Annotated in this window: 23 protein-coding genes and 1 pseudogene; 7 read left to right on the top strand and 17 right to left on the bottom strand. The window is 64.6% G+C overall.

What is annotated here, in order from left to right; all coding sequences use genetic code 11:
• Nucleotides 1–9 precede the first annotated feature (9 nt).
• Both RA24_RS00350 and RA24_RS00345 read right to left on the bottom strand, forming a co-directional pair.
• A complete protein-coding gene (locus RA24_RS00350; RefSeq protein WP_039188956.1) occupies nucleotides 10–579 on the bottom strand; it encodes a carboxymuconolactone decarboxylase family protein in 570 nt (189 codons plus the stop codon).
• A gap of 58 nt (nucleotides 580–637) precedes the next feature.
• The gene (locus RA24_RS00345; RefSeq protein WP_039188954.1) at nucleotides 638–1,549 is read right to left on the bottom strand and encodes a LysR family transcriptional regulator; all 912 of its coding nucleotides are present in this window, start codon (nucleotides 1,547–1,549) and stop codon (nucleotides 638–640) included.
• A 91-nt stretch (nucleotides 1,550–1,640) separates the two neighbouring features.
• On the opposite strand from RA24_RS00345, the gene RA24_RS00340 reads away from it, so the two are divergent.
• The gene (locus tag RA24_RS00340; RefSeq protein WP_039174986.1) at nucleotides 1,641–1,862 is read left to right on the top strand and encodes a hypothetical protein; all 222 of its coding nucleotides are present in this window, start codon (nucleotides 1,641–1,643) and stop codon (nucleotides 1,860–1,862) included.
• Nucleotides 1,863–1,979: 117 nt separating this feature from the next.
• Nucleotides 1,980–2,582: a class I SAM-dependent DNA methyltransferase gene (locus RA24_RS00335; protein ID WP_039188952.1), complete on the top strand. Its 603-nt coding sequence runs from the start codon at nucleotides 1,980–1,982 to the stop codon at nucleotides 2,580–2,582.
• 156 nt (nucleotides 2,583–2,738) lie between these two features.
• On the opposite strand, the gene RA24_RS00330 is transcribed toward RA24_RS00335, so the two are convergent.
• Nucleotides 2,739–3,362 (bottom strand): FMN-dependent NADH-azoreductase, encoded by a 624-nt coding sequence (locus RA24_RS00330; RefSeq protein ID WP_039188950.1) that lies wholly within the window; start codon nucleotides 3,360–3,362, stop codon nucleotides 2,739–2,741.
• A gap of 112 nt (nucleotides 3,363–3,474) precedes the next feature.
• Between RA24_RS00330 and RA24_RS00325 the strand changes: the two genes are divergently transcribed.
• Complete coding sequence (locus tag RA24_RS00325) at nucleotides 3,475–4,395, top strand: LysR family transcriptional regulator (RefSeq protein WP_039188948.1); 921 nt, start codon at nucleotides 3,475–3,477, stop codon at nucleotides 4,393–4,395.
• 339 nt (nucleotides 4,396–4,734) lie between these two features.
• Here the strand turns inward: RA24_RS00325 and RA24_RS00320 are convergent, their stop codons facing one another.
• Nucleotides 4,735–4,923 (bottom strand): hypothetical protein, encoded by a 189-nt coding sequence (locus tag RA24_RS00320; RefSeq protein WP_019294778.1) that lies wholly within the window; start codon nucleotides 4,921–4,923, stop codon nucleotides 4,735–4,737.
• 181 nt (nucleotides 4,924–5,104) lie between these two features.
• Between RA24_RS00320 and RA24_RS21620 the strand changes: the two genes are divergently transcribed.
• A complete protein-coding gene (locus RA24_RS21620; protein ID WP_193747098.1) occupies nucleotides 5,105–6,025 on the top strand; it encodes a LytTR family DNA-binding domain-containing protein in 921 nt (306 codons plus the stop codon).
• Between the two features lie 69 nt (nucleotides 6,026–6,094).
• Here RA24_RS21620 and RA24_RS00310 read toward each other — a convergent pair whose 3' ends face one another.
• Nucleotides 6,095–6,697: an HD domain-containing protein gene (locus tag RA24_RS00310; protein ID WP_019294780.1), complete on the bottom strand. Its 603-nt coding sequence runs from the start codon at nucleotides 6,695–6,697 to the stop codon at nucleotides 6,095–6,097.
• Between the two features lie 99 nt (nucleotides 6,698–6,796).
• Here RA24_RS00310 and RA24_RS00305 point away from each other — a divergent pair, with 99 nt between their 5' ends.
• On the top strand, nucleotides 6,797–7,645 hold the full coding sequence (locus RA24_RS00305) for a LysR family transcriptional regulator (RefSeq protein WP_241477461.1): 849 nt from the start codon (nucleotides 6,797–6,799) through the stop codon (nucleotides 7,643–7,645).
• On the opposite strand, the gene RA24_RS00300 is transcribed toward RA24_RS00305, so the two are convergent.
• Genes RA24_RS00300 through RA24_RS00290 form a run of 3 tightly spaced genes read right to left on the bottom strand, consistent with a single transcriptional unit; the run spans nucleotide 7,642 to nucleotide 10,347 of the window.
• Nucleotides 7,642–8,310, bottom strand: coding sequence for a DUF938 domain-containing protein (locus RA24_RS00300; protein WP_039188946.1), 669 nt, complete (start codon nucleotides 8,308–8,310; stop codon nucleotides 7,642–7,644). The genes RA24_RS00305 and RA24_RS00300 overlap by 4 nt on opposite strands.
• A complete protein-coding gene (locus tag RA24_RS00295; RefSeq protein WP_039148569.1) occupies nucleotides 8,310–9,380 on the bottom strand; it encodes an NAD(P)/FAD-dependent oxidoreductase in 1,071 nt (356 codons plus the stop codon). The genes RA24_RS00300 and RA24_RS00295 overlap by 1 nt, the downstream gene beginning before the upstream one ends.
• Nucleotides 9,381–9,384: 4 nt before the next feature.
• On the bottom strand, nucleotides 9,385–10,347 hold the full coding sequence (locus RA24_RS00290; protein ID WP_039188944.1) for an aldo/keto reductase: 963 nt from the start codon (nucleotides 10,345–10,347) through the stop codon (nucleotides 9,385–9,387).
• A 137-nt stretch (nucleotides 10,348–10,484) separates the two neighbouring features.
• Between RA24_RS00290 and RA24_RS00285 the strand changes: the two genes are divergently transcribed.
• The gene (locus RA24_RS00285; RefSeq protein WP_039174967.1) at nucleotides 10,485–10,934 is read left to right on the top strand and encodes a hypothetical protein; all 450 of its coding nucleotides are present in this window, start codon (nucleotides 10,485–10,487) and stop codon (nucleotides 10,932–10,934) included.
• A gap of 3 nt (nucleotides 10,935–10,937) precedes the next feature.
• Entirely contained in the window at nucleotides 10,938–12,173 is a 1,236-nt protein-coding gene (locus RA24_RS00280; protein WP_019294786.1) for an HlyD family secretion protein, read from the top strand.
• Between the two features lie 66 nt (nucleotides 12,174–12,239).
• Here RA24_RS00280 and RA24_RS00275 read toward each other — a convergent pair whose 3' ends face one another.
• The 9 genes and pseudogenes from RA24_RS00275 to RA24_RS00235 all read right to left on the bottom strand — a co-directional run bounded on the left by RA24_RS00275 (nucleotide 12,240) and on the right by RA24_RS00235 (nucleotide 22,345).
• A complete protein-coding gene (locus tag RA24_RS00275; RefSeq protein WP_019294787.1) occupies nucleotides 12,240–12,596 on the bottom strand; it encodes a VOC family protein in 357 nt (118 codons plus the stop codon).
• A 176-nt stretch (nucleotides 12,597–12,772) separates the two neighbouring features.
• Entirely contained in the window at nucleotides 12,773–13,849 is a 1,077-nt protein-coding gene (locus tag RA24_RS00270) for a BMP family ABC transporter substrate-binding protein (protein ID WP_039174965.1), read from the bottom strand.
• Between the two features lie 61 nt (nucleotides 13,850–13,910).
• The gene (locus tag RA24_RS00265) at nucleotides 13,911–14,831 is read right to left on the bottom strand and encodes an ABC transporter permease (RefSeq protein WP_039188943.1); all 921 of its coding nucleotides are present in this window, start codon (nucleotides 14,829–14,831) and stop codon (nucleotides 13,911–13,913) included.
• A gap of 1 nt (nucleotide 14,832) precedes the next feature.
• Complete coding sequence (locus RA24_RS00260; RefSeq protein WP_039188941.1) at nucleotides 14,833–15,129, bottom strand: hypothetical protein; 297 nt, start codon at nucleotides 15,127–15,129, stop codon at nucleotides 14,833–14,835.
• Nucleotides 15,129–16,211, bottom strand: a complete 1,083-nt coding sequence (locus tag RA24_RS00255; protein ID WP_019294790.1) for an ABC transporter permease — start codon at nucleotides 16,209–16,211, stop codon at nucleotides 15,129–15,131. Before RA24_RS00255 ends, RA24_RS00260 begins: the two co-directional genes overlap by 1 nt.
• A gap of 42 nt (nucleotides 16,212–16,253) precedes the next feature.
• Nucleotides 16,254–17,771, bottom strand: coding sequence for an ABC transporter ATP-binding protein (locus RA24_RS00250; protein ID WP_039188939.1), 1,518 nt, complete (start codon nucleotides 17,769–17,771; stop codon nucleotides 16,254–16,256).
• Nucleotides 17,768–18,610, bottom strand: a pseudogene (gene xdhC / locus RA24_RS00245) (xanthine dehydrogenase accessory protein XdhC); the annotation flags it as partial. The gene RA24_RS00250 and the pseudogene xdhC, both read right to left, overlap by 4 nt.
• Nucleotides 18,611–18,692: 82 nt before the next feature.
• Nucleotides 18,693–20,987: a xanthine dehydrogenase molybdopterin binding subunit gene (xdhB, locus tag RA24_RS00240; RefSeq protein WP_039188936.1), complete on the bottom strand. Its 2,295-nt coding sequence runs from the start codon at nucleotides 20,985–20,987 to the stop codon at nucleotides 18,693–18,695.
• Complete coding sequence (locus RA24_RS00235) at nucleotides 20,984–22,345, bottom strand: xanthine dehydrogenase small subunit (protein ID WP_039188934.1); 1,362 nt, start codon at nucleotides 22,343–22,345, stop codon at nucleotides 20,984–20,986. The genes xdhB and RA24_RS00235 overlap by 4 nt, the downstream gene beginning before the upstream one ends.
• Nucleotides 22,346–22,363 lie beyond the last annotated feature (18 nt).

Raw genomic sequence — 22,363 nt, 5'->3', positions numbered from 1 at the left:
GCGTGCCGGTTACATGTCCAGGCCATTCTCCCGGCCGAAATCCGTATAGCTGGTGTCGCTGCGGCATTCGTCCAGCATCGCTTCATCTACGGCCTTGGGGTCCATGTGGTACTCATTGATGCCGGTTCCCTCCACAAAGCGGTTTGCCAGGCTGAAGACCCCGCAGACCTGAATAGCGTCAAACAGCGCGCTTTCGCTCCAGCCCGCTGCGTAAACCGCATTGGCATCCTCTTCGGTCATGCGGGACGGCGTCAGGGTGAGCTTGCGGACATAGGCAAGCACGGGCTTCAGCTTCGCTATAACCGGTGCCGTCTCCAGATCCTGCATCAGGGCGTCAATGGTTTCAGGTGCCACCCCATAGGCCCTGGCAAAGATCGTATGCGCACCATGGCAGAACGCACAGGCGTTGAGACCGGAGATAAATGCCCCGATCAGTTCCCGCTCCGCAACGGAGAGATCGCTTTGCCCCCGCATCACCCGGTTTGTGTATTCCGCCAGCGGTGCAAGCTTCTCCGGGAAGGCGCGGTAGACGCTGCCAAGTGTGGCGTCTTCGGGCAGGGACGGGAACAAGCGCTTCATTATCATACCTCCGTTGGGGCTTGGCAGGATCCGCCTGCGGGGCGGGCTGTGCAGCTTATCAATCTTTGGTTTCTTCGCCGCTTTCCTTGTAAATCGCCGCATAGCGGGGGGCGAAGTATTTGACGAAAGCGCGAACCTCAGACCGCCTGTAGGCGTCCGGTGAGATGAGCATCAGATGCGGAACGGAAAGTTCCTTGATCTCGTCGAAACACCGGATCAGGGAGGTGTCCGGCTCAACCAGTTTGACATTGGTAATACCCAGCCCTTGACCAGACCGGATGGCCGCATGCATCAGGTCCAACTCGCTGTAGCTGGCCACGATCTGGTCAGGAGCGACCCGTTCCATCAGCCATTCGTGAAACACGTTTGGAACATCGCCGCGCTGGAAAGTGACAAACCTGTGGCCTTTCAGATCGCCGGGAGTGCCGGGCAGCCCGAACCGAGCCGCATAGTCCGTTCCGCCGAACAGAGACCATTTGGCGTCGCTGATCTTCCGCGCGATCAGGCTGGGGGAGGGTTCGGTGCGGGCCAGCCGCAGCGCAATGTCCGCCTCGCCCGCCATCAGGTCCAGGGTTTTGACGGAGGGCAGAAACTCAAAGGCCACACCCGGGTTTTCGGCGGAGAACCCGTTCACGATATCAATCATCCGCGGGGAAAAGTTCGCCGAATAGGCGGTGATGCGGATCGGTTTTGCCTCCGCCAGCTCTGCCGCCTGGCTGGCAAAGGCCCGGGCCGCGGTTTCAACCGCCTCAGCGCATGTCACCAGGTCCCGCCCGTTCCCGGTAAGCTGGAAGCCGCGGGTGTCCCGCTCAAACAGCACCAGGCCGGTGGCATGTTCCAGCGCATCGATCCGCCGCGCCACAGTGGGCTGCGCCATTCCGAGCTTGCGGGAGGCTGCCAGGGTCGACCCTTCCCTGGCAACCGCCAGAAAGACACGGAGGTCCGACCAGTTCCAGTTTTGGCTCTGCATTTTTGAAGAACAGCACAATTTCACGGCTGATACCAGACACCCCGGCAGGCGGGTAACCTGTTGTCAGAACCCGTTGAATGGAGGACTGACCATGTTTTCGCCCGGCATCCCGCAGATTGGAAACTGGAGTTTTCTGCAGTTTCTGTTCAAGCCATCCGCCCTTGCAGACAGGCCTGCGCAGCAAGCAGCCCCCGCAGAAGATGCCTTGAATGAACGGGAATTCATCCTTGAAATGATGCAAAGCCACCCGGAGGCCTTTCACAGCGATTTGGACGTTCAATACGTCATGCAACACTATCCGTCCCGATTCTGAACGCAGCCGCCAGGACCGGCGATTTTCTTCCTGTTCCAGGTGCCCTGTCTGTTGACGCTGCCCGCCCGCCGGGTCACGGTCCCGGATCTGAACAACCAAGGCGGAGTACGCAGGCAAATGAGCGACGACTGGAATGACTACGCCGACGGCTGGGACGGCAACAGCGATGTCCGGCTTTATGCGGACCGGGCCTTTGCCGCGCTGGATGGTTCGGCCGGCATCACCGGCGGCGGCTGGCAGGACAAGCGGGTGCTGGACTTCGGCTGCGGCACCGGGCTTCTCAGTGAAAAGCTGGCGCCGCATGTGCGGGAAGTGGTGGCTGCTGACACTTCGGAGCGGATGATTGCGGTGCTGCAGGAGAAGGCGCTGCCCAAGGTCAGGGCGCTGTGCACGGATATTCTGGACGGCGGCGCACGGGAAGCAGCGGGCATGCTTGGCGGATTCGACATGATCTGCGCGTCCTCCGTCTGCAGCTTCCTGCCGGACTACCGCGGCGCCGCGGAGGTGCTGGCTGGGCTTCTGAATAACGGCGGCGTCTTTGTGCAGTGGGACTGGCTGGCCGCGGACGCGGGCGGCTCCGGGCTGACGGAACCGCAGGTGCGGGAGGCGCTGCGCGCCGCGGGTCTTGAGGCTGTGCGTGTTGAACGGGTGTTTGAGATGGAGAGCGGCGGTCAGGCGATGCCGGTGCTGATGGGTTCAGGCACCCGCGCCGCGGAGTAAGCCGCACCCCGCGGTAGCGGGGCAAAGCGGCGCGGAGCACTCCCGCCCGTCCCGCTTCGGATCTGAAATCCGAAGGGTCCGGTTGGGCCAGGCAGGCCGCGCCGCAGGCGCGGCCTGCCTGGCCCCCGTGGCGGTGCGCAATGCGCGGCGCACCCCTCAGGAGGCCAGCTTCTCTGCCTCTGCAATGGCGGCCTGGAAACCGGCCTCCGGGTCGGCCGTCAGGAGCGTTGGCTGGAAGCGGAGTTCCGCGATGTCCTCCACTCCGGCCTGGTTCAGCCAGAACTTCAGATAGGCGGACTGGTGATCCACCCCAAAGGCTGGCGACGGCATGTCCGGCCCGTAGGCGCCGCTGGTCAGCGCCAGCACGGCCCTCTTGCCCTCCAGCAGGCCGAAGTATCCTGTTTCAGGATCAAGCCCCCACAGCAGGCCGGGCTGATGGATCAGGTCGATGTACTGCTTGAGCTTGTAGGGAATACTGCCGTTCCACATCGGCGCGGCGATCAGGTAGATGTCGGCGGCAGCGAACCGGCTGGCCATAGTGGTGATTTCGTCCCAGGCCGTCCGCTGGCTGCCATCGTGGTTCTGGCCGGTGATAACGTTCATCTTTGCGGCAACCTTGTCACCGTCAAAATCCGGCAGCGGCTCGCTGGACAAGTCCAGCACGTCAATTTCGATCCGGCTGTCCGTTTCCTGCAGTTTGGCAAGATAGGCGCTGGCGAGCGCGCTGGACTTCGACTGGCTGCCGCGGGGCGAAGCCTTGATAAACAGCAGTTTGGTCATATTCAGGGTCTCCTGTCTGAAATACTGCGGGGTTTCACAGGAGCAACATGAGGGCGCTTGACCTTGGCGAAAACAGTTTGAAATGCAAAGGATTTGTGCGCAGAGTGCAAAGATGATTCAGGGGGCAAGCGCCAGTCTGTTTGTTCAGGTGGTCGAGGAGGGCAGCTTCTCGGCAGCGGCCCGGGTGCTGGGCGTGGCGCCGTCATCGGTGGCGCGCCAGATCAAGCAGCTGGAGGACGGGCTCGGCACCCGGCTGTTTCAGCGCACCACCCGCAAACAGAGCCTGTCTGAGGCTGGCGAGCTTTATTACCGGCACGCAAAACGCGCGGTGGAAGAGCTGGAGACCGCCCGGGCTGCCATATCCCGGCTCTCCGGCGCGCCTTCCGGTGTCCTGACGGTCACGGCAGAGCCTGATCTGGCCACAGCCCTGATCGCGCCGCTGATGCCCGGCTTTCTGGCCGCCCATCCGGACATCCAGGTGAAGCTGCAGTTTTCCTCGGCGCTTGAGGACCTGGTGGAAGGCCGGATCGACGTGGCCATCCGCATGGGGCAGCTGAAGGATTCCAGCCTGATTGCCCGCAAGATCTTCGACAGTCGCTCTCAGCTTTATGCCAGCCCCGGGTATCTGGAGGCCTTCGGCACTCCGGACCATCCGGAGGAACTCGCCGGCCACCAATGCCTCTCCTTCCGCTCTGAGGCGCAGAAGGTGGTGTGGCGGTTCCAGACGCTGCAAGGCGAATGCGCCGTACCGGTTGCCGGGAGGGTTCAGGCGAACGGGCTGGCGTTTCTGAAAAGCCTGGCCGTTTCCGGCTGCGGCATTGTGATGATCCCGGAATGGGCGGCTGCCCGGGACCTGGAGAGCGGCACGCTGGTTCCGGTGCTGGCTGGTTTCGGCGCCATTCCGGCATCGACACCGGTTTATGCGGTCTATTCGTCGCGGCGCCATCTTGAGCCCAAGACGCGGGCGTTTGCGGACCACCTGGCCAGTGCGTTGCCAGGCGGGCGGGCCGGGCAGCGCCGCGGCAGGCGCTAAGCAAAGTTTGGCGCTGTAAGGCTGGCGCGTTTACCTGTCCGCTGCGTGCGCAAGGGGGTGGCAGTGGCCCGCCTGCGGATCGCAGATGGCGACAATAAATCAGAGCCCGGGTGGATTGGGGCGAATTTTACCACAATCAAAAGAATCCGCCAGAGGGAAAAATCCGCCAGTTTCCCTGCGAAAACATGCATTTACCCATTCACAATCCGGAATGCCTCTGGCTAAGCTTGGAGCATGGAAACCGGAGGTATCAGACAGCCGCAATGCCGGGCTTCTGCGGGGCCGATGCCCGGACGGAGGTTTTACGGACTGCACATAGCGCGGGTGCGGGCGCAGGGCCTAGTCCCGGCGGGTACCCTGCAGCGGATAGCTGTCCAGGGCCACGCCAATCCACCGCATCGCCGCAGCGAGGGCCGCTTCGGCAGTATCGCGCGCGGCCGGGTCTGCGCCGGCGGCGAAATAGATATCTTTGAGACGGTCGAGGTCGCTGGCGGCCTTGTCGAAATCTGCGGGAACAAACTGGCGCATTCTGGATCTGCCATGGATGGGGAAAGGAATTGACGAAAGCAAACGGGTGAGCGCGGAGACAGCTTCCTTTGTGCGGCAATACAAGGAAGAAAGCCATCTCCGGCCACTCATCAACAGAAAACCTGATAACGGGGGGCTGATAGGTTTGGGGACGATCAAGGACAATCTCCAAAGCCGCGAAATGCAGCTTTTTGACATGTTCGGTGAACCGCCGCAGTTCACGGTGCATGAAATGACGCTGGTTTTGCGCAGCGGAGTGTTTCTGAAATACGCCGCGGCAATAGTGGTGCTGCTGGCGGCGTTTGACACAGACGGATACCGGGAGGCCGGCATGCCGCTGCACGTGAACCTGCTTTTGTGGGTGATCTGCGTTGCAGGGTTTGTAAGTGCTTATGCAGGGATCCTGATAGCCTGGATCGCACTGGCACCGGGAGGGCGGGTTGTGCGGATGCTGCGTGCGGTGCCGAATATTGTGTCCATGGCACTGGTCACGGTGATGGTGGTGGCGCTGGCCGCGCCCTATACTGGAACGGGTGTCAGCTGGCGGGTGGTTCTGCAGCTCTTTCCCTACAATGTTGTGCTCAGCTATACGTTCGAGACGCTTTTGTTCCTGTTCATCCTGCCGCAGGCCAATACGGCGCTGGACCTGGACCTGTACGGGCGCAAGCCGCGGGGCATCGATAGACCTGCCGTGACAGCAATGCCTGAACCCGCCTCAACGCAGCCGGAGCCGGCCGCGCAAAACGCTGGCGATGCAACTGCCGGTCTGAACGGGACCGCAGTTGTCCTGGGCGGGCAGAAGTTCGCGCTGGAACAGCTGCGCTATGTGAAATCCGAGGAGCATTACCTGCGGATATCGGCAGGAGACAGCGAGCTGACTCTGCGCGGGCGGCTTGCCGACCTGCTGGCGCAGATGCCGCAGGATGCGGGCTTGCAGCCGCACCGGTCCTGGTGGGTGGCCCGCGATGCAGTTGCGGGGCTGAGGCGCGGCGGGCAGAGCGATGTGCTGCTGCTGGCGGATGGCGGCGAGGTGCCGGTGGCCCGCGGCCGGCGCGCCCATGTGCGGGAGATTTTGCAGGCCTGGCAGATCGGAACGGAATGACGGGCCGCTGACAGAAACACCCCGCCTGGACCTGGCCGGGCGGGGTGCTGTTCCTGATTGGCAAAGGGTCTAGCCCGCAGGCTGCTCCTCTGCTGTTTCGGCCAGCTCCATATGGCCCCAGCCGCGCGACAGAACCTTGCGCAGGATCGGCTCGAAAAACTCCAGCGGTTTGGTGGGATACTCCGGGTCAAAGGCGCATTGGTCGTATGTTTCGCAGAAGTACCGGCAGTCCTCCCAATAGGGGCTGTCGCGGTATTTGTCGCGGGCGTTGCGGTCGCCGCCGAAGTGGTGGTTGTAGTAGAAGCCCTGGAAAACGCAGTGATGCTTGAGGATCCAGTAGGTCTTTTCGCTGACATAGGGCTTCATCATCGCCGCCGACAGCTCACCGTGATTGTAGGGGGACAGGATGTCGCCGGTGTCATGCACCAGCGCGGCCACGATGATCTCGTCATCGGCGCCGTCTTCCCAGGCGCGGGTCGCGGCCTGCAGGCTGTGCTGGTAGCGGTTCACCGGGTAGGGGGTCCAGTCCTCGTCCAGCGAGCGGATCGCGTCGAGGATGCGGTCGGGCAGGGCGGCGTTATAGGCCTCCTCGTAGGCTTCAACGGCTTTCCAGTCCTCGGCGGTGGCTTCTGTGAAACTGGTCCAGGTTGGCTTGTGGCTTTTGTCCAGCATGGCGCGGGTCCTTTGATTGATCTGCGGACAAGCTAGCGAGTTTGGCCTGAGCAGGAAAACGAATTGATTTGCTCAAGACGAAAGGAAATAGTGATCAGTATGCAGATCAGCGCGTTCAAAACCTTTTTGGCGATCGAGGCCGCGGGCAGCTTTCACGGCGCGGCGCGGGCGCTGAATGTGACGCAAACTGCCGTCAGTGCCCGGATCAAGGCGCTGGAGGAAGCACTGGGCACGCCGCTGTTCGACCGCGGACCCGGCGGCACGCGGCTGAGCGCGGCGGGGCGGCAGTTTCTGCCCTATGCCGAGCAGATGATGCGGACGTGGGAGTTTGTCGCGGGTGATCTGAAGGCGAGCCTGGCGGGCCGGGTGCCGCTGCGGCTGGGGGCACAGCTGTCGGTCTGGGACCCGCTTCTGGTGGATGTGGCGGTGTGGCTGGAGGAGGTGCAGGGCACGGTGCCCTTCACGCTGAACTATGACCACGCGATGAACATGGGCGAGGCGGTGGCGCGCCGTCTGCTGGACGTGGCGATTGTGAACGAGGTGCCGGCGGGTGCGCGGCTATCGGTTGAGGAGCTGCCGCCCGAGCGGCTGGTGCTGGTGGCAGATCAGCCCCTGCGGCTGGGGCGGGATGCGCTGCCCCTGTTCATCAACCTGGAATTCGGCGCTGAGTACGATGCGCAATTGCATGATGTTCTGCCCGCCCGCAGCCGTCAGCACATCGTGCTGGGGAATGCGCTGATGGGGCTGCGCTATCTGCAAAAACGCGGCGGCATAGGATATTTCCCGGCCTATATGGCAGCAGAGGCGCTGGCGGCGGGTGCGCTGCATGCAGTCGAGGGGGCGCCGGAGATCAGCCTCGGCTGCCGCGCGCTGTACTTGCCCGACAACCCGGCGCTGGAGCATATCCGCCAGGTGGTCCGTGGGCTGCAGCAGGTGCGCGGCGGCTAGGAGAAAAGTTCCGGCACGGGCTTTTCCGAAACCAGCGCCAGGTTGTTGGCGGGCATGTCCACGGTTTGAACCAGTTCCAGTCCGGCGGCCTGCAGCCAGCGGATGACCTCAGCATCATCCTTGTAGCCGGTTTCCGGATCATGGGCGGTGATGGTGGCGTGGAAGGCGCGGTCGCCTTCGCTGATGAGGTTTCCGCCGCGCATGAAGGGGCCGTAGATCACAAACCGCCCGCCGGAGGCGAGGGCAGCAGCGGCCTCTTGGATCAGGGTGCGGGCCTCGCTTTCACTGATGAGATGCAAGAGGTTCACCAGCACGATCAGATCCTGGCCTGCCTGATCCGCGCACCAGCCGGGGGCGGTGGCGTCCAGGGCAATGGGCGCTGCGATATTGGGCAGGCCCGCCTCATCGGCATAGGCCTGGATGCTGGCGCGGCGGGTGGCGTCCACCTCGGTTGGCTGCCAGGTCAGGCCGGGCAGGCGGGCGGCGTATTCAATCACATGCTGGCCGGTGCCGCTGGCTATTTCCAGGGCGCGGCCCTGTGGCGGGGCCACTTGTGCAAGCAGATCGCAGATCGCGCCGGCATTGCGCGCGGCGGAGGGGGCAAACAGCTTGCCGCCCTGCGGTTCCGCGACAGACGCCGCACCGGGAACGGAGCGCACCGGCATCAGCGCAGCCGCGCGGGCGACAGCGCGGCGACGGTGGCGGCATCCAGCACCGGCGCGCGGCCTGCCACCAGATCGGCAATCAGCTGCGAGGCGGCGGGGGCAGTCATGATGCCGTAGCCGCCCTGACCGGCACACCAGATGAACTCCGGCTGATCCGGATCCGGCCCCAGCACCAGGGTGCCGTCAGCGACAAAGCTGCGCAGGCCGGCAAAATTGCTTTCGACCCGCGTCACCGGCTCAGTCACCATCTCCTCATAGCGGGCCAGCCCTTCGGCCAGCACCATGTCGTCGGCATAGGCGTCATGCGGCTCCACCGGATCGGCGTCGGCGGGGGAGACCAGCAGCTTGCCGGCATCAGGTTTGGCGTACCAGGTCTCACCTGCGCCCAGCAGCATCGGCCAGCCGCTGACATCATGGCCGCCGGGGGCGGGCAGCCGTGCCATCGAGCGGCGCTTGGGCTGCAGGCCGATGGCGGCGACCCCGGCAAGCGCGGCAACCTTATCGGCCCAGGCTCCCGCGGCGTTGACTAGGTTGCGCGCCTCATAAACGGTGCCGCCCGCGGTGACCTGCCAGCCGCCTGCAATGCGGGTGATGGCGGTGACGGGTGCCTTGGTCACAGTCTGCCCGCCCGCAGCGCGCAGGGTTTTGGCGAAGTCCTGCAGCATCCTGTCGGTGTCGATGTCCTCGGCGGCACCGCTGATGGCGGTGAAGCCTACGGTTTCCGGGTTCAGGATCGGCACCATGGCGCGGGCCTCGTCCAGCTCCAGCGTCGCCATGCCCAGTTCATCCACGTCGCGTGCAAAGAGATCGCCTTCGTCCTTGGCTCCGACCAGCATCAGCCCGCGTGGCGACAGGTAACCGTTCTCGCGCAGATGCGCGGCGCTGGCGCGGTTCAGGTCGATGGTGGGGCCGTGGCCGTAGTTTTCCTCAAACAGCGCAGCGGAGCGGCCGGAGGAATGGTAGCCAAGCGCGTCCTCCATTTCGAGCAGGGTGACGCTGCCGAGGCCGGCCAGCCGGGCGGCGGCGCTGGTGCCACCCATGCCGCCGCCGATGACGATGAAATCCTGCATGGGTCTAGTCCTTGTCGTTTTCTTGTTCTTCCAGCCGGTCGGTGGCGGGCGCGGGGCGCGGGCTGAGCGCCTCAATCGCGCGGTAGAGGTCTGCGTCCATCGCGTAGTCCAGCGCTGCCAGCGAGGGCTGAAGCTGTTCCGCGTTGCGGGCAGAGATGATCGGAACCGGCGCGGAAGGATGGGCCGCGGCCCAGGCCACGGCGAGGGTGGCGGGATGGGTGCCGCGCTGGGCTGCAAGCTCTGTCAGCGCGGTGGCCGTTTCGTGCATGGCGGCCGGGCTGTAGCGGATGCCATAACCCTTGTCCTCGGTGATGCGGCCGGTGCCGCCGCTGGCGTATTTGCCTGTCAGCAGACCGCCGCCGAGGGGCGAGTAGGGCACCGCGGTGATGCCCTGGTCGGCGCACATCGGCAGGATCTCCACCTCAGCCTGGCGTTTTACCAGCGAATACATTGGCTGCAGGAGGTCGACGGAAACGCCGGAGGCCAGCCCGGCCATCTGCGCCTTCATCACCTGCCAGGCGGCGAAGTTGGACAGAGCCGCATAGCGGATCACGCCCTCTGCCTTGAGCGCAGCGAAGCAGTCCATGGTTTCGCGCAGGTCGGTGTGCGGGTCGAAACGGTGCAGGTAGAAGACATCGACCATATCCAGGTCCAGCCGGCGGCGGCTTTCGTCCAGCTGGGCGCGCAGGTTGGCAGCGCCGGCGCCGCCCTCGTAACCGGCCTTGGTGGCAATCAAAAGCTGGTCCCGCTCCTGCTTGATGAGGCGGCCGAGGATCTGTTCCGAACTGCCACCGGTATAGACCCAGGCGGTGTCGAAATGGGTGATGCCGGCGGCGCGGCAGGCAGCGTACATTTCAGCCGACTGGGCCTCAGTGGCGCGGCCGCCGAACTGCATGCAGCCAAAGGCAAAGCGGCTGGCGGGGGTGCCGTCGGGGCTGGTGAGGGGCGTGCGGGGGCTCTGTGTCATGGCGGGAGAGTGGCACGCAAGGAAGGGCAGGCAAAGGGCAATTCCGGCGCCGGCCAGACAAAATGCTTGGTCAAAGGGCCGGGCAGTGCAACTATCAGATGCAGTTCAAGAAAATAAATTGAAACGGGGGACGGACGATGACGACGCCCAATGCACATCCGATGGCTGCGGGGCATATTCCTTCTTATGTCACTGCGGCGGACGGAAGCGATTTCCTTTTTACCTTCATGGCGGTGTTCACCATCACCCTGATCCTGTTGATCGGGGTTGCCTATTTCACCCTGCACGCGCTGCCGGAGAAAATGGCGCACAAGAGCAATCACCCGCAGTTCCAGCTGGTCGGCATTCTGGCGCTGCTGGCGCTGTTCACCCACAACAATATCTTCTGGGTGGCCGCGATCCTGATGGCGGGGTTCCAGATCCCGGATCTGGCCGCGCCTCTACGGTCCATTGCCGATGCGGTCCGCGGTCTGGGGCGGGAGCCTGAGCCGCCTGCGGCGCAGGGCGGTGGCGATCCCGATCCGCAGCCGGAGAAACCGGACGCGCCTGTGCCGGTGCAAGGCGAACCCGTGGCAGAGGGGCACTGAACCATGATCGAGACACTTCTGTGCGCGCTGGTCACCATCCTGCCGGACTTCCTGTTCCGCCGCTTTGTGCAGGGCAAGCGGGTCGGCCAGGAGCTGACGCTGTTTTCTGTCTGGTACGAGTTGCGCTGGGGCCTGACGGCCTGCGTGATGCTGACCCTGACGGTGCTGACCACGCTGTTCTATTTCCATCCGGCGACCAATACGGTGGCCTCCTACTTCCGCACTGTCACCATCCTGCCGCAGGTCGGCGGGCGGGTGGCCGAGGTCTATGTCGTCAACAATCAGGAAGTGAAGGCCGGCGATCCGATCCTGCGGCTGGAGGGGCTGTCGCAAAAAGCTGCCCTTGAATCCGCCCATGCGGCGATTGCTCAGGTTGAGGCCTCGCGCAAGCTGGCTGATACCGATCTGGCCCAGGCGGATGCGGGCATAGCGCAGGCGCAGGCGGCGCTGACGCAGGCACGCGATGATCTGGAACGGAACCAGACGCTGCGGGACCAGGGCTCCAGCGCGGTGCGTCCGGCTGAGATCGAACGGCTGGAGAACCTTGTGGACCAGAGGGCGGCCTCGGTTGAGGCTGCGCGGGCGCAGAAGGCAGCAGTGGAGCAGCAGATCGAGGTGCTGATCCCGGCCCAGATGGCCAGCGCCGAGGCGCAGCTGCAGCTGGCGCAGGCGGAGCTGGACAAGACGCTGATCAGTGCCGGTGTCGATGGCCGGGTGGAGCAGTTCGCGCTGCAGGTCGGCGACTACGTCAGTCCGGTGCTGCGCCCGGCAGGCATTCTGGTGCCTTTGGCCTCTGGCAGGAACCGCTTCCAGGCGGGGTTCAACCAGATGTCGGCGCAGGTGATCAAGCCCGGCATGATCGGTGAGATCGGCTGCATGACCAAGCCCTTCACGGTGATCCCTATGGTGGTGGTCGAAGTGCAGGACGTGATCGCAACCGGCCAGCTGCGCCCGACGGATGAGTTGCGCGACTTGGGAAACATGCGCAAGCCCGGCACCATCACCGTCTTCATGGAGCCGCTTTACGAAGGCACTGCCGAGGCGCTGCCGCCGGGCAGCAATTGCCTGGCCAATGTCTATACCAGCAACCACGAGCGGCTGGAGCATGACGACAGCATCGGCACCGCTGAATGGGCCTTCCTGCATGTGGTGGACACCATCGGCGTGGTCCATGCGGCGGGCCTGCGGCTGCGGCTCTTGCTGATGCCGGTGCAGACGCTGGTGCTGTCCGGGCACTGAGGCGGGTCTTGCCGAAAGGACAGGAAAGGCGGGCCTGCGGGTCCGCCTTTTGCCATTGCGGCTTGCTCAGTCCGCAAAGCAAAGCTTATTCCCGTCCAGGTCCCGCACATAGGCCGAGAACCGCGGTCCGCGCTGCCCCGGCGCGCCTTCGCAGGTGCCGCCGAGTTCGAGCGCCTTTTTGTGCAGCCGGGCGGCTTCGTCTGCCGAGCCGAGGCTGAAGCCTGCCATAGTTCCATTGCCATTGGCGGCCGGTGCGCCGTCAAAGGGGAGGGCGGCGGCAAAGGCAAAATCGTCCTTCAGCCAATAGGTCATCCGTTCGCTGGGCCGGACCTGGGTGAACCCCTGGTTTTCAAAAAGCGCGTCATAGAATTTGACCGCGGCGTCCATGTTGTTGGTGCCGACAACGAAGTAATTCAGTTTCAAGAGTGTTCTCCAAAGTGCTTGAGCGCGCCGCGGGCAGGGTTCCGCGGGCATGTGGAGCGGGGAGTACATCAGGGCAGTGACAGGGTGTGTCAGCAGGCTTTGCTGAGATCAGACGTTTTGCGGCAACAAAAAGGCCCGCCAAGTGGCGGGCCTTTGTGTGTCTCAGAATGGTCCGTTTACTGCGGGATGTCGCCTTCGATGCCTTCGACATAGAAGTTCATGCCGGCCAGGGTGCCGTCATCGGCTGTTTCGCCCTCTGCCAGCCAGGCAGAGCCGTCCTGCTTGTTAATCGGGCCGGTGAAGGCGTGGTAGGTGCCGTTGGCCTGTGCGTCCTTGATTGCCAGTGCAGCGGCTTTGACGTCCGCAGGCACCACGTCCGAAATTTCGCCGATGCCAACCATGCCGGCGCCAATGCCGTCCCAGGTATCAACCGATTCCCAGGTGCCGTCGATTACGGCCTTGGTGCGGGCGATGTAGTAGGGCGCCCAGTCGTCGATGATGGAGGAGACGCGCGGTTTCGGCGCGTATTCCGACATGTCGGAGGCTTGGCCGAAGGTGATCACGTTGCCGGCGGCCTGTGCGGCGGCCTGCGGCGCGGTGGAGTCGGTGTGCTGCAGGATCACGTCGGCGCCCTGTTCGATCAGCACCTTGGCGGCATCAGCCTCTTTCGCCGGATCGAACCAGGTGAAGGCCCAGACGATCTTGAACTGGACGTCCGGGTTCACCTTCTTGGCGTGGAGATAGGCAGAGTTTATGCCGCGGATCACTTCCGGGATTGGGTAGGAGCCGATGTAGCCGATGATGTTGCTCTCGGTCATATGGCCCGCGATGGTGCCTTGCACCGCGCGGCCCTCATAGAAGCGGGCGGAGTAGGTCGAAACGTTGTCGGCGCGCTTGTAGCCGGTGGCGTGCTCGAATTTCACGTTCGGGAATTTCTTGGCGACGTTGATGGTCGGGTCCATGTAGCCAAAGGAGGTGGTGAAGATCAGGTCGGCGCCTTCCAGCGCCATCTGGGTCATCACGCGCTCGGCATCCGGGCCTTCGGCGACGTTTTCCACGTAGACGGTTTCGACCTGGTCGCCGAATTCGGCTTCAACCGCCTTGCGGCCCTGGTCGTGCTCATAGGTCCAGCCGCCGTCGCCGACGGGGCCGACGTAGACAAAGCCCACCTTGGTTTTGTCTTCGGCCCAGGCCGCGCCTGCGGCCAGGCCAAGCGCCACGGCGGCGCTGGTCAGAAGGTTGGTCAGTTTCATCAGGTTCTCCCCAGTTTACATCTATTGGCCCCGGCAGAGGGGGCAGTGAAAAGCCCCCCGTCTAGCGGGAGGCGTGGAAGTTGCGGCCAAGCGAGGCAGGTGCGCTGCTTTTGTCCGCCGAAAGGATAACAAGCACAATGATTGTAATCAGATAGGGCGACATTGCCAGATACTCGACCGGAATGGCAACGCCTGCCGCCTGCAGATTGAGTTGCACCACGGTGACGCCGCCAAAGAGATAGGCACCCAGCAGTGCGCGCCAGGGTTTCCAGCTGGCAAACACCACCAGCGCCAGCGCAATCCAGCCGATGCCGGCGGTCATGCCTTCGGTCCATTGCGGCACGCGGATGAGGCTGATGTAGGCGCCGCCAAGGCCTGCGCAGGCGCCGCCGAACATGATCGCCAGAAGGCGGATTTTCAGCACCTTGTATCCCAGCGCATGGGCGGCGTCGTGGTTTTCGCCCACTGCACGCAGCACCAGGCCAAGGCGGGAGTATTTCAGCCCCCACCAGACCGCGGCGGTCAGCGCGATACCGAAGTAGAGGATGATGTCATGGCCGAACAGGATCGGGCCCACGACGGGCAGGTCGCTGAGCACGGGAATGTGGATATCGCCCATCTGCGGCGGCTTGATGCCGACATAGGACTGCCCCATCAGCGCTGACAGGCCGAGGCCAAAGAGCGTCAGCGACAGGCCGGAGGCCACTTGGTTTGCCTGGGCAAACTGGGTGAGGATGGCAAACAGGATCGACAGCGCCGCGCCTGCGATGGCGGCGGCGATGAAGCCAAGGAAGGGCGAGCCGCTTTCTACCGCGGTGGCAAAGCCTGCGATGGCGCCGACGATCATCATCCCCTCGACCCCGAGGTTCAGCACGCCGGCCTTTTCGACCACGAGTTCACCGATGGCCGCCAGAAGCAGCGGGGTTGCCGCCACCATCAGCGAGGCGATGAGCAGGACCGGGTTGATTGCAGAAAGATCCATATCAGGAAGCCCCCATCAGTTTTACGCCGGCAAAGGAGCCTGCAATTGCGCCTGCCCAAACTCCTGCAAGCGAAGCTGTGTCGCGCAGGCGATCACCGGAGCGGCTGAGGATCAACAGCAGAAGAAACCCGCCAAATGGTGCCCCAAGGAACAGATAAACAAAGAATGCTTCATCCCACCCGGTTGTTGCGAAGGCCAGAAGGCGAGGGAAGAAAGACAGAGGCGTTAGTGCAAGACCTGCAAGAACCAGAAAGCTGAACACAGCTGTCTTCATAAAATTATGTGCAACCTGCTTCATCACGCCACCTCCGGCTTGCCGATTGCGATGCGGAAATTGGTCAGCAGGTCGAAGGCCAGCAGGAAGAACAGCAGCATCCCCTGGAAGACCTGAATGGCGGCCGCGGGCAGCTGCAGGTTCGACTGGGCGATGTCGCCGCCGATGTAGGTCAGCGCCATCAGCCCGCCTGCCAGCAGGATGCCGACGGGGTGCAGGCGGCCCAGGAAGGCGACGATGATCGCGGTGAAGCCATAGCCCACGTTGAAGTCGATGCTGATCTGGCCCGACGGCCCGGAGACCTCAAACAGGCCGGCAAGGCCTGCCAGCGCGCCGGAGGTGCCAAGGCAGAACAGCACCAGCCGGGTAGGGTTCACACCGGCGAATTTGGCGGCGCGGGGCGCCTCGCCGGTCAGGCGGATGTGGTAGCCGGTCATGTGGCGGTTCAGCAGCACATAGGCAAAGATCACCGCAATCAGCGCCGCCACCACGCCCCAATGCATGCCGGTGCCTGCAATCAGCTCGGCGTTATGGGCGGCGTCCCAGGACTGAAGGTTGCGGGAACCGGGGAAGCCGAAGCCCTCGGGGTTCTTCAACAGGCCCAGCGAGACCGAGGCCAGGAACTGTTCGGCCACATAGACCAGCATCAGTGACACCAGGATTTCGTTGGTGCCGAAGCGGGTTTTCAGCACCGCCGGGATCATTGCCCAGATCCAGCCGCCAAAGGCGCCTGCGAGGACCATGAACGGGAAGATCAGGAAGGACTCGGAAGGGTAGAAGGCAAGGCCCGCCCCGGCGCCAAAGATGGCGCCCATGATGTACTGGCCCTCGGCGCCGATGTTCCAGATGCCGGCGCGGAAGCCCAGCGACAGGCCGATGGCGATCAGCACCAGCGGCGCGCCTTTGACCAGGAGTTGCGGGCGGTAGTAGAAGGAAAACTCGCCAAACAGCGGTTCCCAGAAAATGGTGCGGATCGCCTCCACCGGCGGTTTGCCAAGCGCCGCGAACAGCAGCCCGCCAACGATCATGGTGGCAATCACCGCCACCAGCGGTGTCGCCATTGACCAGGCGCGCGACGGTTGCGGCCGTTTCTCAAGCCGGATCATGCAGCGGCTCCCTGTTTCTTCTTATGATTTCTGTTGCAGAGGTCAGACATGCGCCACCTCCATGCCATGGGCGCCGCCCATCATCAGGCCGATCTCGTCCACCGTCAGGCCTGCGGCTTCGCGCGGGGCGCTGAGGCGGCCTTCATTGAGGGCGGCAAAGCTGTCGGAGATTTCCATCAGCTCATCCAGATCCTGGCTGATGCAGATCACCGCGGCGCCTTTGGCGGCCAGATCGAGCAGCGACTGGCGGATGGCGGCGGCTGCGGCGGCATCGACGCCCCAGGTCGGCTGGTTCACCACCAGCACATCCGGGTCCTGCAGCACCTCGCGCCCGATCACGAATTTCTGCAGGTTGCCGCCGGACAGCGACCGCGCAGCATTGCCGGGACCCGGTGTGCGGACGTCAAACGCCTTGATGATGCGCTCGGCAAAATCCTTGGTGGCGCCCCAGTCGAGGAAGCCGTTTTTCTCCAGCCCCTCGCGCACCGAGCCGGTGAGCATGGCGTTCTCCGTGAGGCTCATGTCCGGGGCGGCGGCGTGGCCGAGGCGTTCCTCCGGCGCGGCCAGCACGCCGAGCTTGCGGCGGGCGGTGGGGCCAAGCTTGCCGATCGGCTCCCCGTGCAGTTTTACCGCATCCGCCTCGGTCAGGGTTTCGCCCGACAGCACGCCCAGCAGCTCGTCCTGGCCATTGCCGGCCACGCCGCCAATGCCGAGGATCTCGCCCTTGCGCACGGTCAGATGCACGTTCTTGAGCGCGGTGCCAAAGGCGGAAGGGGCCGGCACAGACAGGCCGGAGATGTCCATTGCCACAGCGCCGAACTCGCGGCTGCCGCGTTCGGGGGTCTGCAGGGTGCTGCCGACCATCATCTCGGCCATGTCGCGGGCGGAGGTCTCGGAGGGGATGCATTCGCCCACATTCTTGCCCAGCCGCAGGATGGTGGCGTGGTCGCAGAGGGTGCGGATTTCCTCCAGCTTGTGGGAGATATAGAGGATCGAGGTGCCTTCGGACTGCAGCTTTTGCAGGGTCTTGAACAGGATCTCCACCTCCTGCGGCGTCAGAACCGAGGTCGGTTCGTCCATGATCAGCAGTTTCGGGTCCTGCAGCAGGCAGCGGATGATCTCGACCCGCTGGCGCTCGCCTGCCGACAGGTCGCCGACGGTGCGGAACGGATCCAGCGGCAGGCCATAAGTTTCCGACACCTCGCGGATGCGCGCCGCAAGGTCGCGCATCTCCGGCGGGTTTTCCATGCCAAGCGCGATGTTCTCGGCCACATTGAGCGCGTCGAACAGCGAGAAATGCTGGAACACCATGGCGATGCCGTCAGCCCGCGCCTGGCGCGGCTCGGCGGGTTCAAAGGGCTGGCCGCGCAGCAGCATCTTGCCGTTGTCGGGCTTCACCAGCCCGTAAATCATCTTGACCAGCGTCGACTTGCCGGCGCCGTTTTCGCCCAGGAGGGCATGCACTTCGCCCTCGCCGATGTCAAAGGAGACGGTGTCATTTGCCACCACTCCGGGGTAGGCCTTGGTCAGGCCCTGCAGGCTCAACAGTGGTACAGTCACGCGCGTGCGCCCTCTCTCAGTTCATCTTTTGCACTGTGGCGCAGCAGCTGGGCCGCAACGCCGACCGCAATCATTTGCGGATGTTTTCCAAGCTCCGGATCGCCGATCGGGCAGGTGATCCGTGAAATCTGTTCCGGGCTGTGGCCCAGGGCCGCCAAGCGGGAGCGGAACCGCGCCCATTTGGTTCTGGAGCCGATCAGCCCGGCAAAAGCGAAGCCGTGGCCCAGCAAGGCGTGGCATAGCGCCAGATCCAGCGCGTGGGAATAGGTCAGCACCAAATGCGCAGCGTTTTCAGGTGCATGCGGCACAAGGAGCGCAACGTCAGCAGCCGGAACCGTGGTGACACCGGTTGGGACGTCAGCCGGGAACCGTTCTGGCGCCGTGTCGGCCCAGGTGATTGCCATGTCCGGCAGCGGCGCCAGCACTTTCACCAGCGCGCGGCCGACGTGGCCGGCGCCCCAGATCCAGACCGGGCGGCTGGGATGGTGAACCGGTTCGATCATCCAGCCATCGACCAGCTGCGGTTCGGGCGGGATGCCCTGGCTGCGGGCGGCGGCAAGGATGCGTTTCACCGCCATCGGCATCGGCGCGGGGGCGGCGGGGCGGGCAATGATTTCGCTGTCCAGGCTGTCCAGATCGGAAGCCTCGTAGACTTCACTCAGCAGGGTGACAGCGCCGCCGCAGCACTGGCCCAGGTCCGGACCCAGCGCGTGGGTGCTGAAACGTTTTGGGGAGATCTGATCCCGCGCGGCTTCGGCAGCCTCGAACTCCAAGGTGCCGCCGCCGATGGTGCCGCTCTGGCCTGATTCCCAGACCAGCATGGCGGTGCCTGGTTCGCGCGGGGAGGAGCCGCGGACGGCGGCGATCACCACCCGGGTCACGCGGCCGTGCGCGGCGACGGCCTCGCGCAATGCCTGAACGTCAAATCCCATCGCGCACCCTCCGGATTGCGCGCCAGACTTCCTCTGCCGTCGCGGGCGCGTTCAGCGCCGGGTAGGCCGGCCCGAAGGCCGCGACCGCATCGCTGAGCGCCAGCCAGGCGGAGATGCCCAGCATGAAGGGCGGCTCGCCCACCGCCTTGGAGCGGTAGATGGTGTCCTCGCGGTTCTGCCCGTCCCAGAGTTTCACGTTGAACACATCGGGCCGGTCTGAGCAGGCGGGGATTTTGTATGTGGAGGGCGCGTGGGTGCGCAGGCGGCCGGCGTCGTCCCAGACCAGCTCCTCGGTGGTCAGCCAGCCGGCGCCCTGGACATAGCCGCCCTCGATCTGGCCCACGTCCAGCGCCGGGTTCAGCGAGGCGCCGGCGTCATGCAGGATATCGCAGCGCAGGATGCGGTTCTCGCCGGTCAGGGCATCCACCGCCACCTCCGTCACCGCGGCGCCATAGGCGAAGTAGTAGAACGGGCGGCCCTGGCCCTTGATCCGGTCCCATTCGACCTTGGGTGTCTTGTAAAAACCGGTGGCCGACAGGCTGACGCGGCCCTGGTAGCAGGCCATGGCGGCCTGATCGAAGGTCATTATGTCCTGGCCGACCCGCACCTGGCCGTTTTTGAACACCACATCGCCGGGCCTCGCCTGATGCTGCAGCGCCAGGTGCTCGGCCATCCGGTCGCGGATGGTGTCGCAGGCGGCCTTCACCGCCATGCCGTTGAGGTCGGAGCCGGAAGAGGCGGCGGTGGCAGAGGTATTGGGCACCTTGCCGGTGTCGGTGGCGGTGATCTTGATCTTCTCCGGCGCGATGCCGAAGCGGCTGGCGGCGACCTGCGCCACCTTCTGGAACAGGCCCTGGCCCATCTCGGTGCCGCCGTGGTTCAGATGCACCGAGCCGTCCTGGTAGACATGCACCAAAGCGCCGGCCTGGTTGAGGTGGGTGAGGGTGAAGGAAATCCCGAATTTCACGGGGGAGAAGGCGATGCCGCGTTTCAGGTGGGGCTGGGTCTTGTTCCACTCGGCAATCGCCGCCTTGCGGGCAGCGTAGTCCGAGGAACGCAGCAGATCCGCCGTCATCCCGTGCAGCTCGAAATCCGTGACTTCCATGCCGTAGGGCGTGGTGTTGTCCGGCTTCGCCTCCGCCGGTGCCGTATAATAGTTCCGCTGCCGCAGCTCCGCCGGGTCGATCCCGAGGTCATGGGCAATGTGGTCCATCACCCGTTCGATCCCCACCATGCCCTGCGGGCCGCCGAAGCCGCGGTAAGCGGTGGCGCTTTGGCGGTTGGTGCGCAGGCGATGGCTTTCGATGTGGATGCTGGGGATCAGATAGGCGTTATCGGCGTGCAGCATCGCCCGGTCAGCGACCGGCAGCGACAGGTCCTGGGCCCAGCCGCAATCGGCCAGATGCAGGAACTCGATGCCCTGCAGCTGCCCATCGTCACCGAACCCGGCACGGTAGGAGATGCGGAAGGCGTGGCGCTTGCCGGTGATGACCATGTCGTCGTCGCGGTCATAGCGCATCTTGCAGGGCTTGCCGGTCAGCCGCGCCGCAACCGCACAGGCGACAGCCAGAGCGTTGCCCTGGCTTTCCTTGCCGCCAAAGCCGCCGCCCATGCGGCGGGTCTCGACGCGCACGGCGTGCATCGGCAGGCCGATAGCGTCGGCGACCTTGTGCTGGATCTCGGTCGGGTGCTGGGTGGAGGAGAAGACATGCATGCCGCCGTCCTCCTGCGGCCAGGCCATGGCCGCCTGGCCTTCGAGGTAGAAATGCTCCTGCCCGCCGAGTTCGAAGCTGCCTTCGACGATCCGCGGGGCCGCGTCGATTGCGGCAGCAGCGTCGCCTTTCTGATAGATGCGCGGGCCTTCCTCGAACCGGCTGTCGGCGGCCAGCGCCGCGTCGAGGGTCAGGAGCGCGGGTTCCTCACTGTAGTCCACCTTGCCCTTGCGGGCGGCGATGCGGGCATTGCGGTGGCTGTCGGCCACCACCAGGAACACCGGCTGGCCGACATAGTTGACGGTGCCGGCCGCCAGCAGCGGTTCGTCATGAATCGAAGGGGATACGTCATTGGAGAACGGCATCCCCTTGGCGGTCATCACCGCCGCCACGCCGGGGCTATGCTGCACATCGTGCAGGTGCATTCCGGTGATATGGCCGCGGGCGATGGGGGAAAGGCCAAAGGCCAGATGCAGGGTGCCTGCGGGCGTGGGGATGTCGTCGACATAGCGGGCGGCGCCGGTCACATGCAGGTCTGCGGCGTCATGGGGAAGGGGTTTGGAGACGCTCATGGCCGCACCTCCAGCACCGAAACCGCCTGGCCGTCCCTCTCGGCGAAGTAGCGGGTGAGCATGTTGCGCGCGGTTTCCAGCCGGTAGCCGGCGGAGGCGCGCATGTCGGTCATCGGGGTGAAGTCCTGATCAAGGCCCGCGGCGGCGGATTGGACCGTGGCCTGATCCCAGGGCTGGCCGGTCAGCGCGGCCTCCACATGGGCAGCGCGTTTCGGGATGCCCGCCATGCCGCCGAATGCAATGCGGGCGGCGGTGATCCGGCCGTTCTCCACGGTGATATTGAAAGCGCCGAGCACGGCGGAGATGTCCTGGTCGAAGCGTTTGGACAGCTTGTAGACCTTGAGGGTATCAGGCTGGCGGGGGAAGCTGACGGCCTCGACAAACTCTCCGGGCTGGCGGTCCTGCTTGCCATAGTCGAGGAAGAAATCCTCCAGCGGCAGGGTGCGGCGGCTGTTCCCTTTGCGCAGGTGCAGGGTGGCGCCAAGCGCGATCAGCGCGGGCGGGGTATCACCGATGGGGGAGCCGTTGGCGATATTGCCGCCGACGGTGGCCGCGGCGCGCACCTGCTGGGAGGCGAAGCGGCGCAGCATTTCAGCAAAGGAGGGATGCAGCGGTTCCATCGCGGCGCGCAGGGCGTTCATGTCGGCCATGGCACCGATGCGGACGGTGGTGCCCGTGACCTCGATGCCCTTCAGGTCCGCGCAGCCATCAAGGAAGATCATCTGCGGCAGGTGGCGCAGCTGCTTGGTGACCCAGAGGCCCACGTCAGTGGCGCCGGCGATCAGCGTTGCATCCGGGGTTTGTTCGCAGAGTTCCGCCAGTTCGTCTGCCGACTGCGGCATTAGCGGCTGCGGACCGGGGTCAACCGGGCGGTCGCGGGTGATCCAGTCCGGCACCGGGGCATCCTTGGCGGCCTCAGCCGCGCGAATGATCGGGGCGTAGCCGGTGCAGCGGCACAGGTTACCTGCCAGCTGGTCGTCGAAGTCCGTGGCGCCATTTGCGTGGGCGGTCACCATCGACATGATGAAGCCGGGGGTGCAGAAGCCGCATTGGCTGCCGTGATGGTCCACCATTGCCTGCTGCATTGGGTGCAGGCTGCCGTCCGGGCCTGCGGCACCCTCGACGGTTCGGACGGATTTACCGTTCAGCTGCGGCAGGAACAGGATGCAGGCGTTGAGAGCCTTGGAACCGCGCGCGTCGGTGACCATGACGGTGCAGGCGCCGCAATCGCCCTCGTTGCAGCCTTCTTTGGTGCCGGTAAGCCCCCTTTCGTCGCGCAGCCAGTCCAGCAAAGTTGCCGACGGATCTGCGTCCGGAATGCGGACCTCTTCACCATTCAGACGAAAGGTGAGTGCCATCTTCCCGATACCGCCGCT

Source organism: Leisingera sp. ANG-M6 (assembly GCF_000813905.1).
Classification (GTDB): Bacteria; Pseudomonadota; Alphaproteobacteria; order Rhodobacterales; family Rhodobacteraceae; genus Leisingera.
Note: the sequence above shows the minus strand (reverse complement) of the source record. Positions and strands in the feature narration are given on the sequence as shown.

Coding starts and splice junctions, on each gene's coding strand:
- RA24_RS00350 (WP_039188956.1), bottom strand. CDS start 579: ATGAAGCGCTTGTTCCCGTCCCTGCCCGAAGACGCCACACTTGGCAGC.
- RA24_RS00345 (WP_039188954.1), bottom strand. CDS start 1,549: ATGCAGAGCCAAAACTGGAACTGGTCGGACCTCCGTGTCTTTCTGGCG.
- RA24_RS00340 (WP_039174986.1), top strand. CDS start 1,641: ATGTTTTCGCCCGGCATCCCGCAGATTGGAAACTGGAGTTTTCTGCAG.
- RA24_RS00335 (WP_039188952.1), top strand. CDS start 1,980: ATGAGCGACGACTGGAATGACTACGCCGACGGCTGGGACGGCAACAGC.
- RA24_RS00330 (WP_039188950.1), bottom strand. CDS start 3,362: ATGACCAAACTGCTGTTTATCAAGGCTTCGCCCCGCGGCAGCCAGTCG.
- RA24_RS00325 (WP_039188948.1), top strand. CDS start 3,475: ATGATTCAGGGGGCAAGCGCCAGTCTGTTTGTTCAGGTGGTCGAGGAG.
- RA24_RS00320 (WP_019294778.1), bottom strand. CDS start 4,923: ATGCGCCAGTTTGTTCCCGCAGATTTCGACAAGGCCGCCAGCGACCTC.
- RA24_RS21620 (WP_193747098.1), top strand. CDS start 5,105: ATGCAGCTTTTTGACATGTTCGGTGAACCGCCGCAGTTCACGGTGCAT.
- RA24_RS00310 (WP_019294780.1), bottom strand. CDS start 6,697: ATGCTGGACAAAAGCCACAAGCCAACCTGGACCAGTTTCACAGAAGCC.
- RA24_RS00305 (WP_241477461.1), top strand. CDS start 6,797: ATGCAGATCAGCGCGTTCAAAACCTTTTTGGCGATCGAGGCCGCGGGC.
- RA24_RS00300 (WP_039188946.1), bottom strand. CDS start 8,310: ATGCCGGTGCGCTCCGTTCCCGGTGCGGCGTCTGTCGCGGAACCGCAG.
- RA24_RS00295 (WP_039148569.1), bottom strand. CDS start 9,380: ATGCAGGATTTCATCGTCATCGGCGGCGGCATGGGTGGCACCAGCGCC.
- RA24_RS00290 (WP_039188944.1), bottom strand. CDS start 10,347: ATGACACAGAGCCCCCGCACGCCCCTCACCAGCCCCGACGGCACCCCC.
- RA24_RS00285 (WP_039174967.1), top strand. CDS start 10,485: ATGACGACGCCCAATGCACATCCGATGGCTGCGGGGCATATTCCTTCT.
- RA24_RS00280 (WP_019294786.1), top strand. CDS start 10,938: ATGATCGAGACACTTCTGTGCGCGCTGGTCACCATCCTGCCGGACTTC.
- RA24_RS00270 (WP_039174965.1), bottom strand. CDS start 13,849: ATGAAACTGACCAACCTTCTGACCAGCGCCGCCGTGGCGCTTGGCCTG.
- RA24_RS00265 (WP_039188943.1), bottom strand. CDS start 14,831: ATGGATCTTTCTGCAATCAACCCGGTCCTGCTCATCGCCTCGCTGATG.
- RA24_RS00260 (WP_039188941.1), bottom strand. CDS start 15,129: ATGAAGCAGGTTGCACATAATTTTATGAAGACAGCTGTGTTCAGCTTT.
- RA24_RS00255 (WP_019294790.1), bottom strand. CDS start 16,211: ATGATCCGGCTTGAGAAACGGCCGCAACCGTCGCGCGCCTGGTCAATG.
- xdhB (WP_039188936.1), bottom strand. CDS start 20,987: ATGAGCGTCTCCAAACCCCTTCCCCATGACGCCGCAGACCTGCATGTG.
- RA24_RS00235 (WP_039188934.1), bottom strand. CDS start 22,345: ATGGCACTCACCTTTCGTCTGAATGGTGAAGAGGTCCGCATTCCGGAC.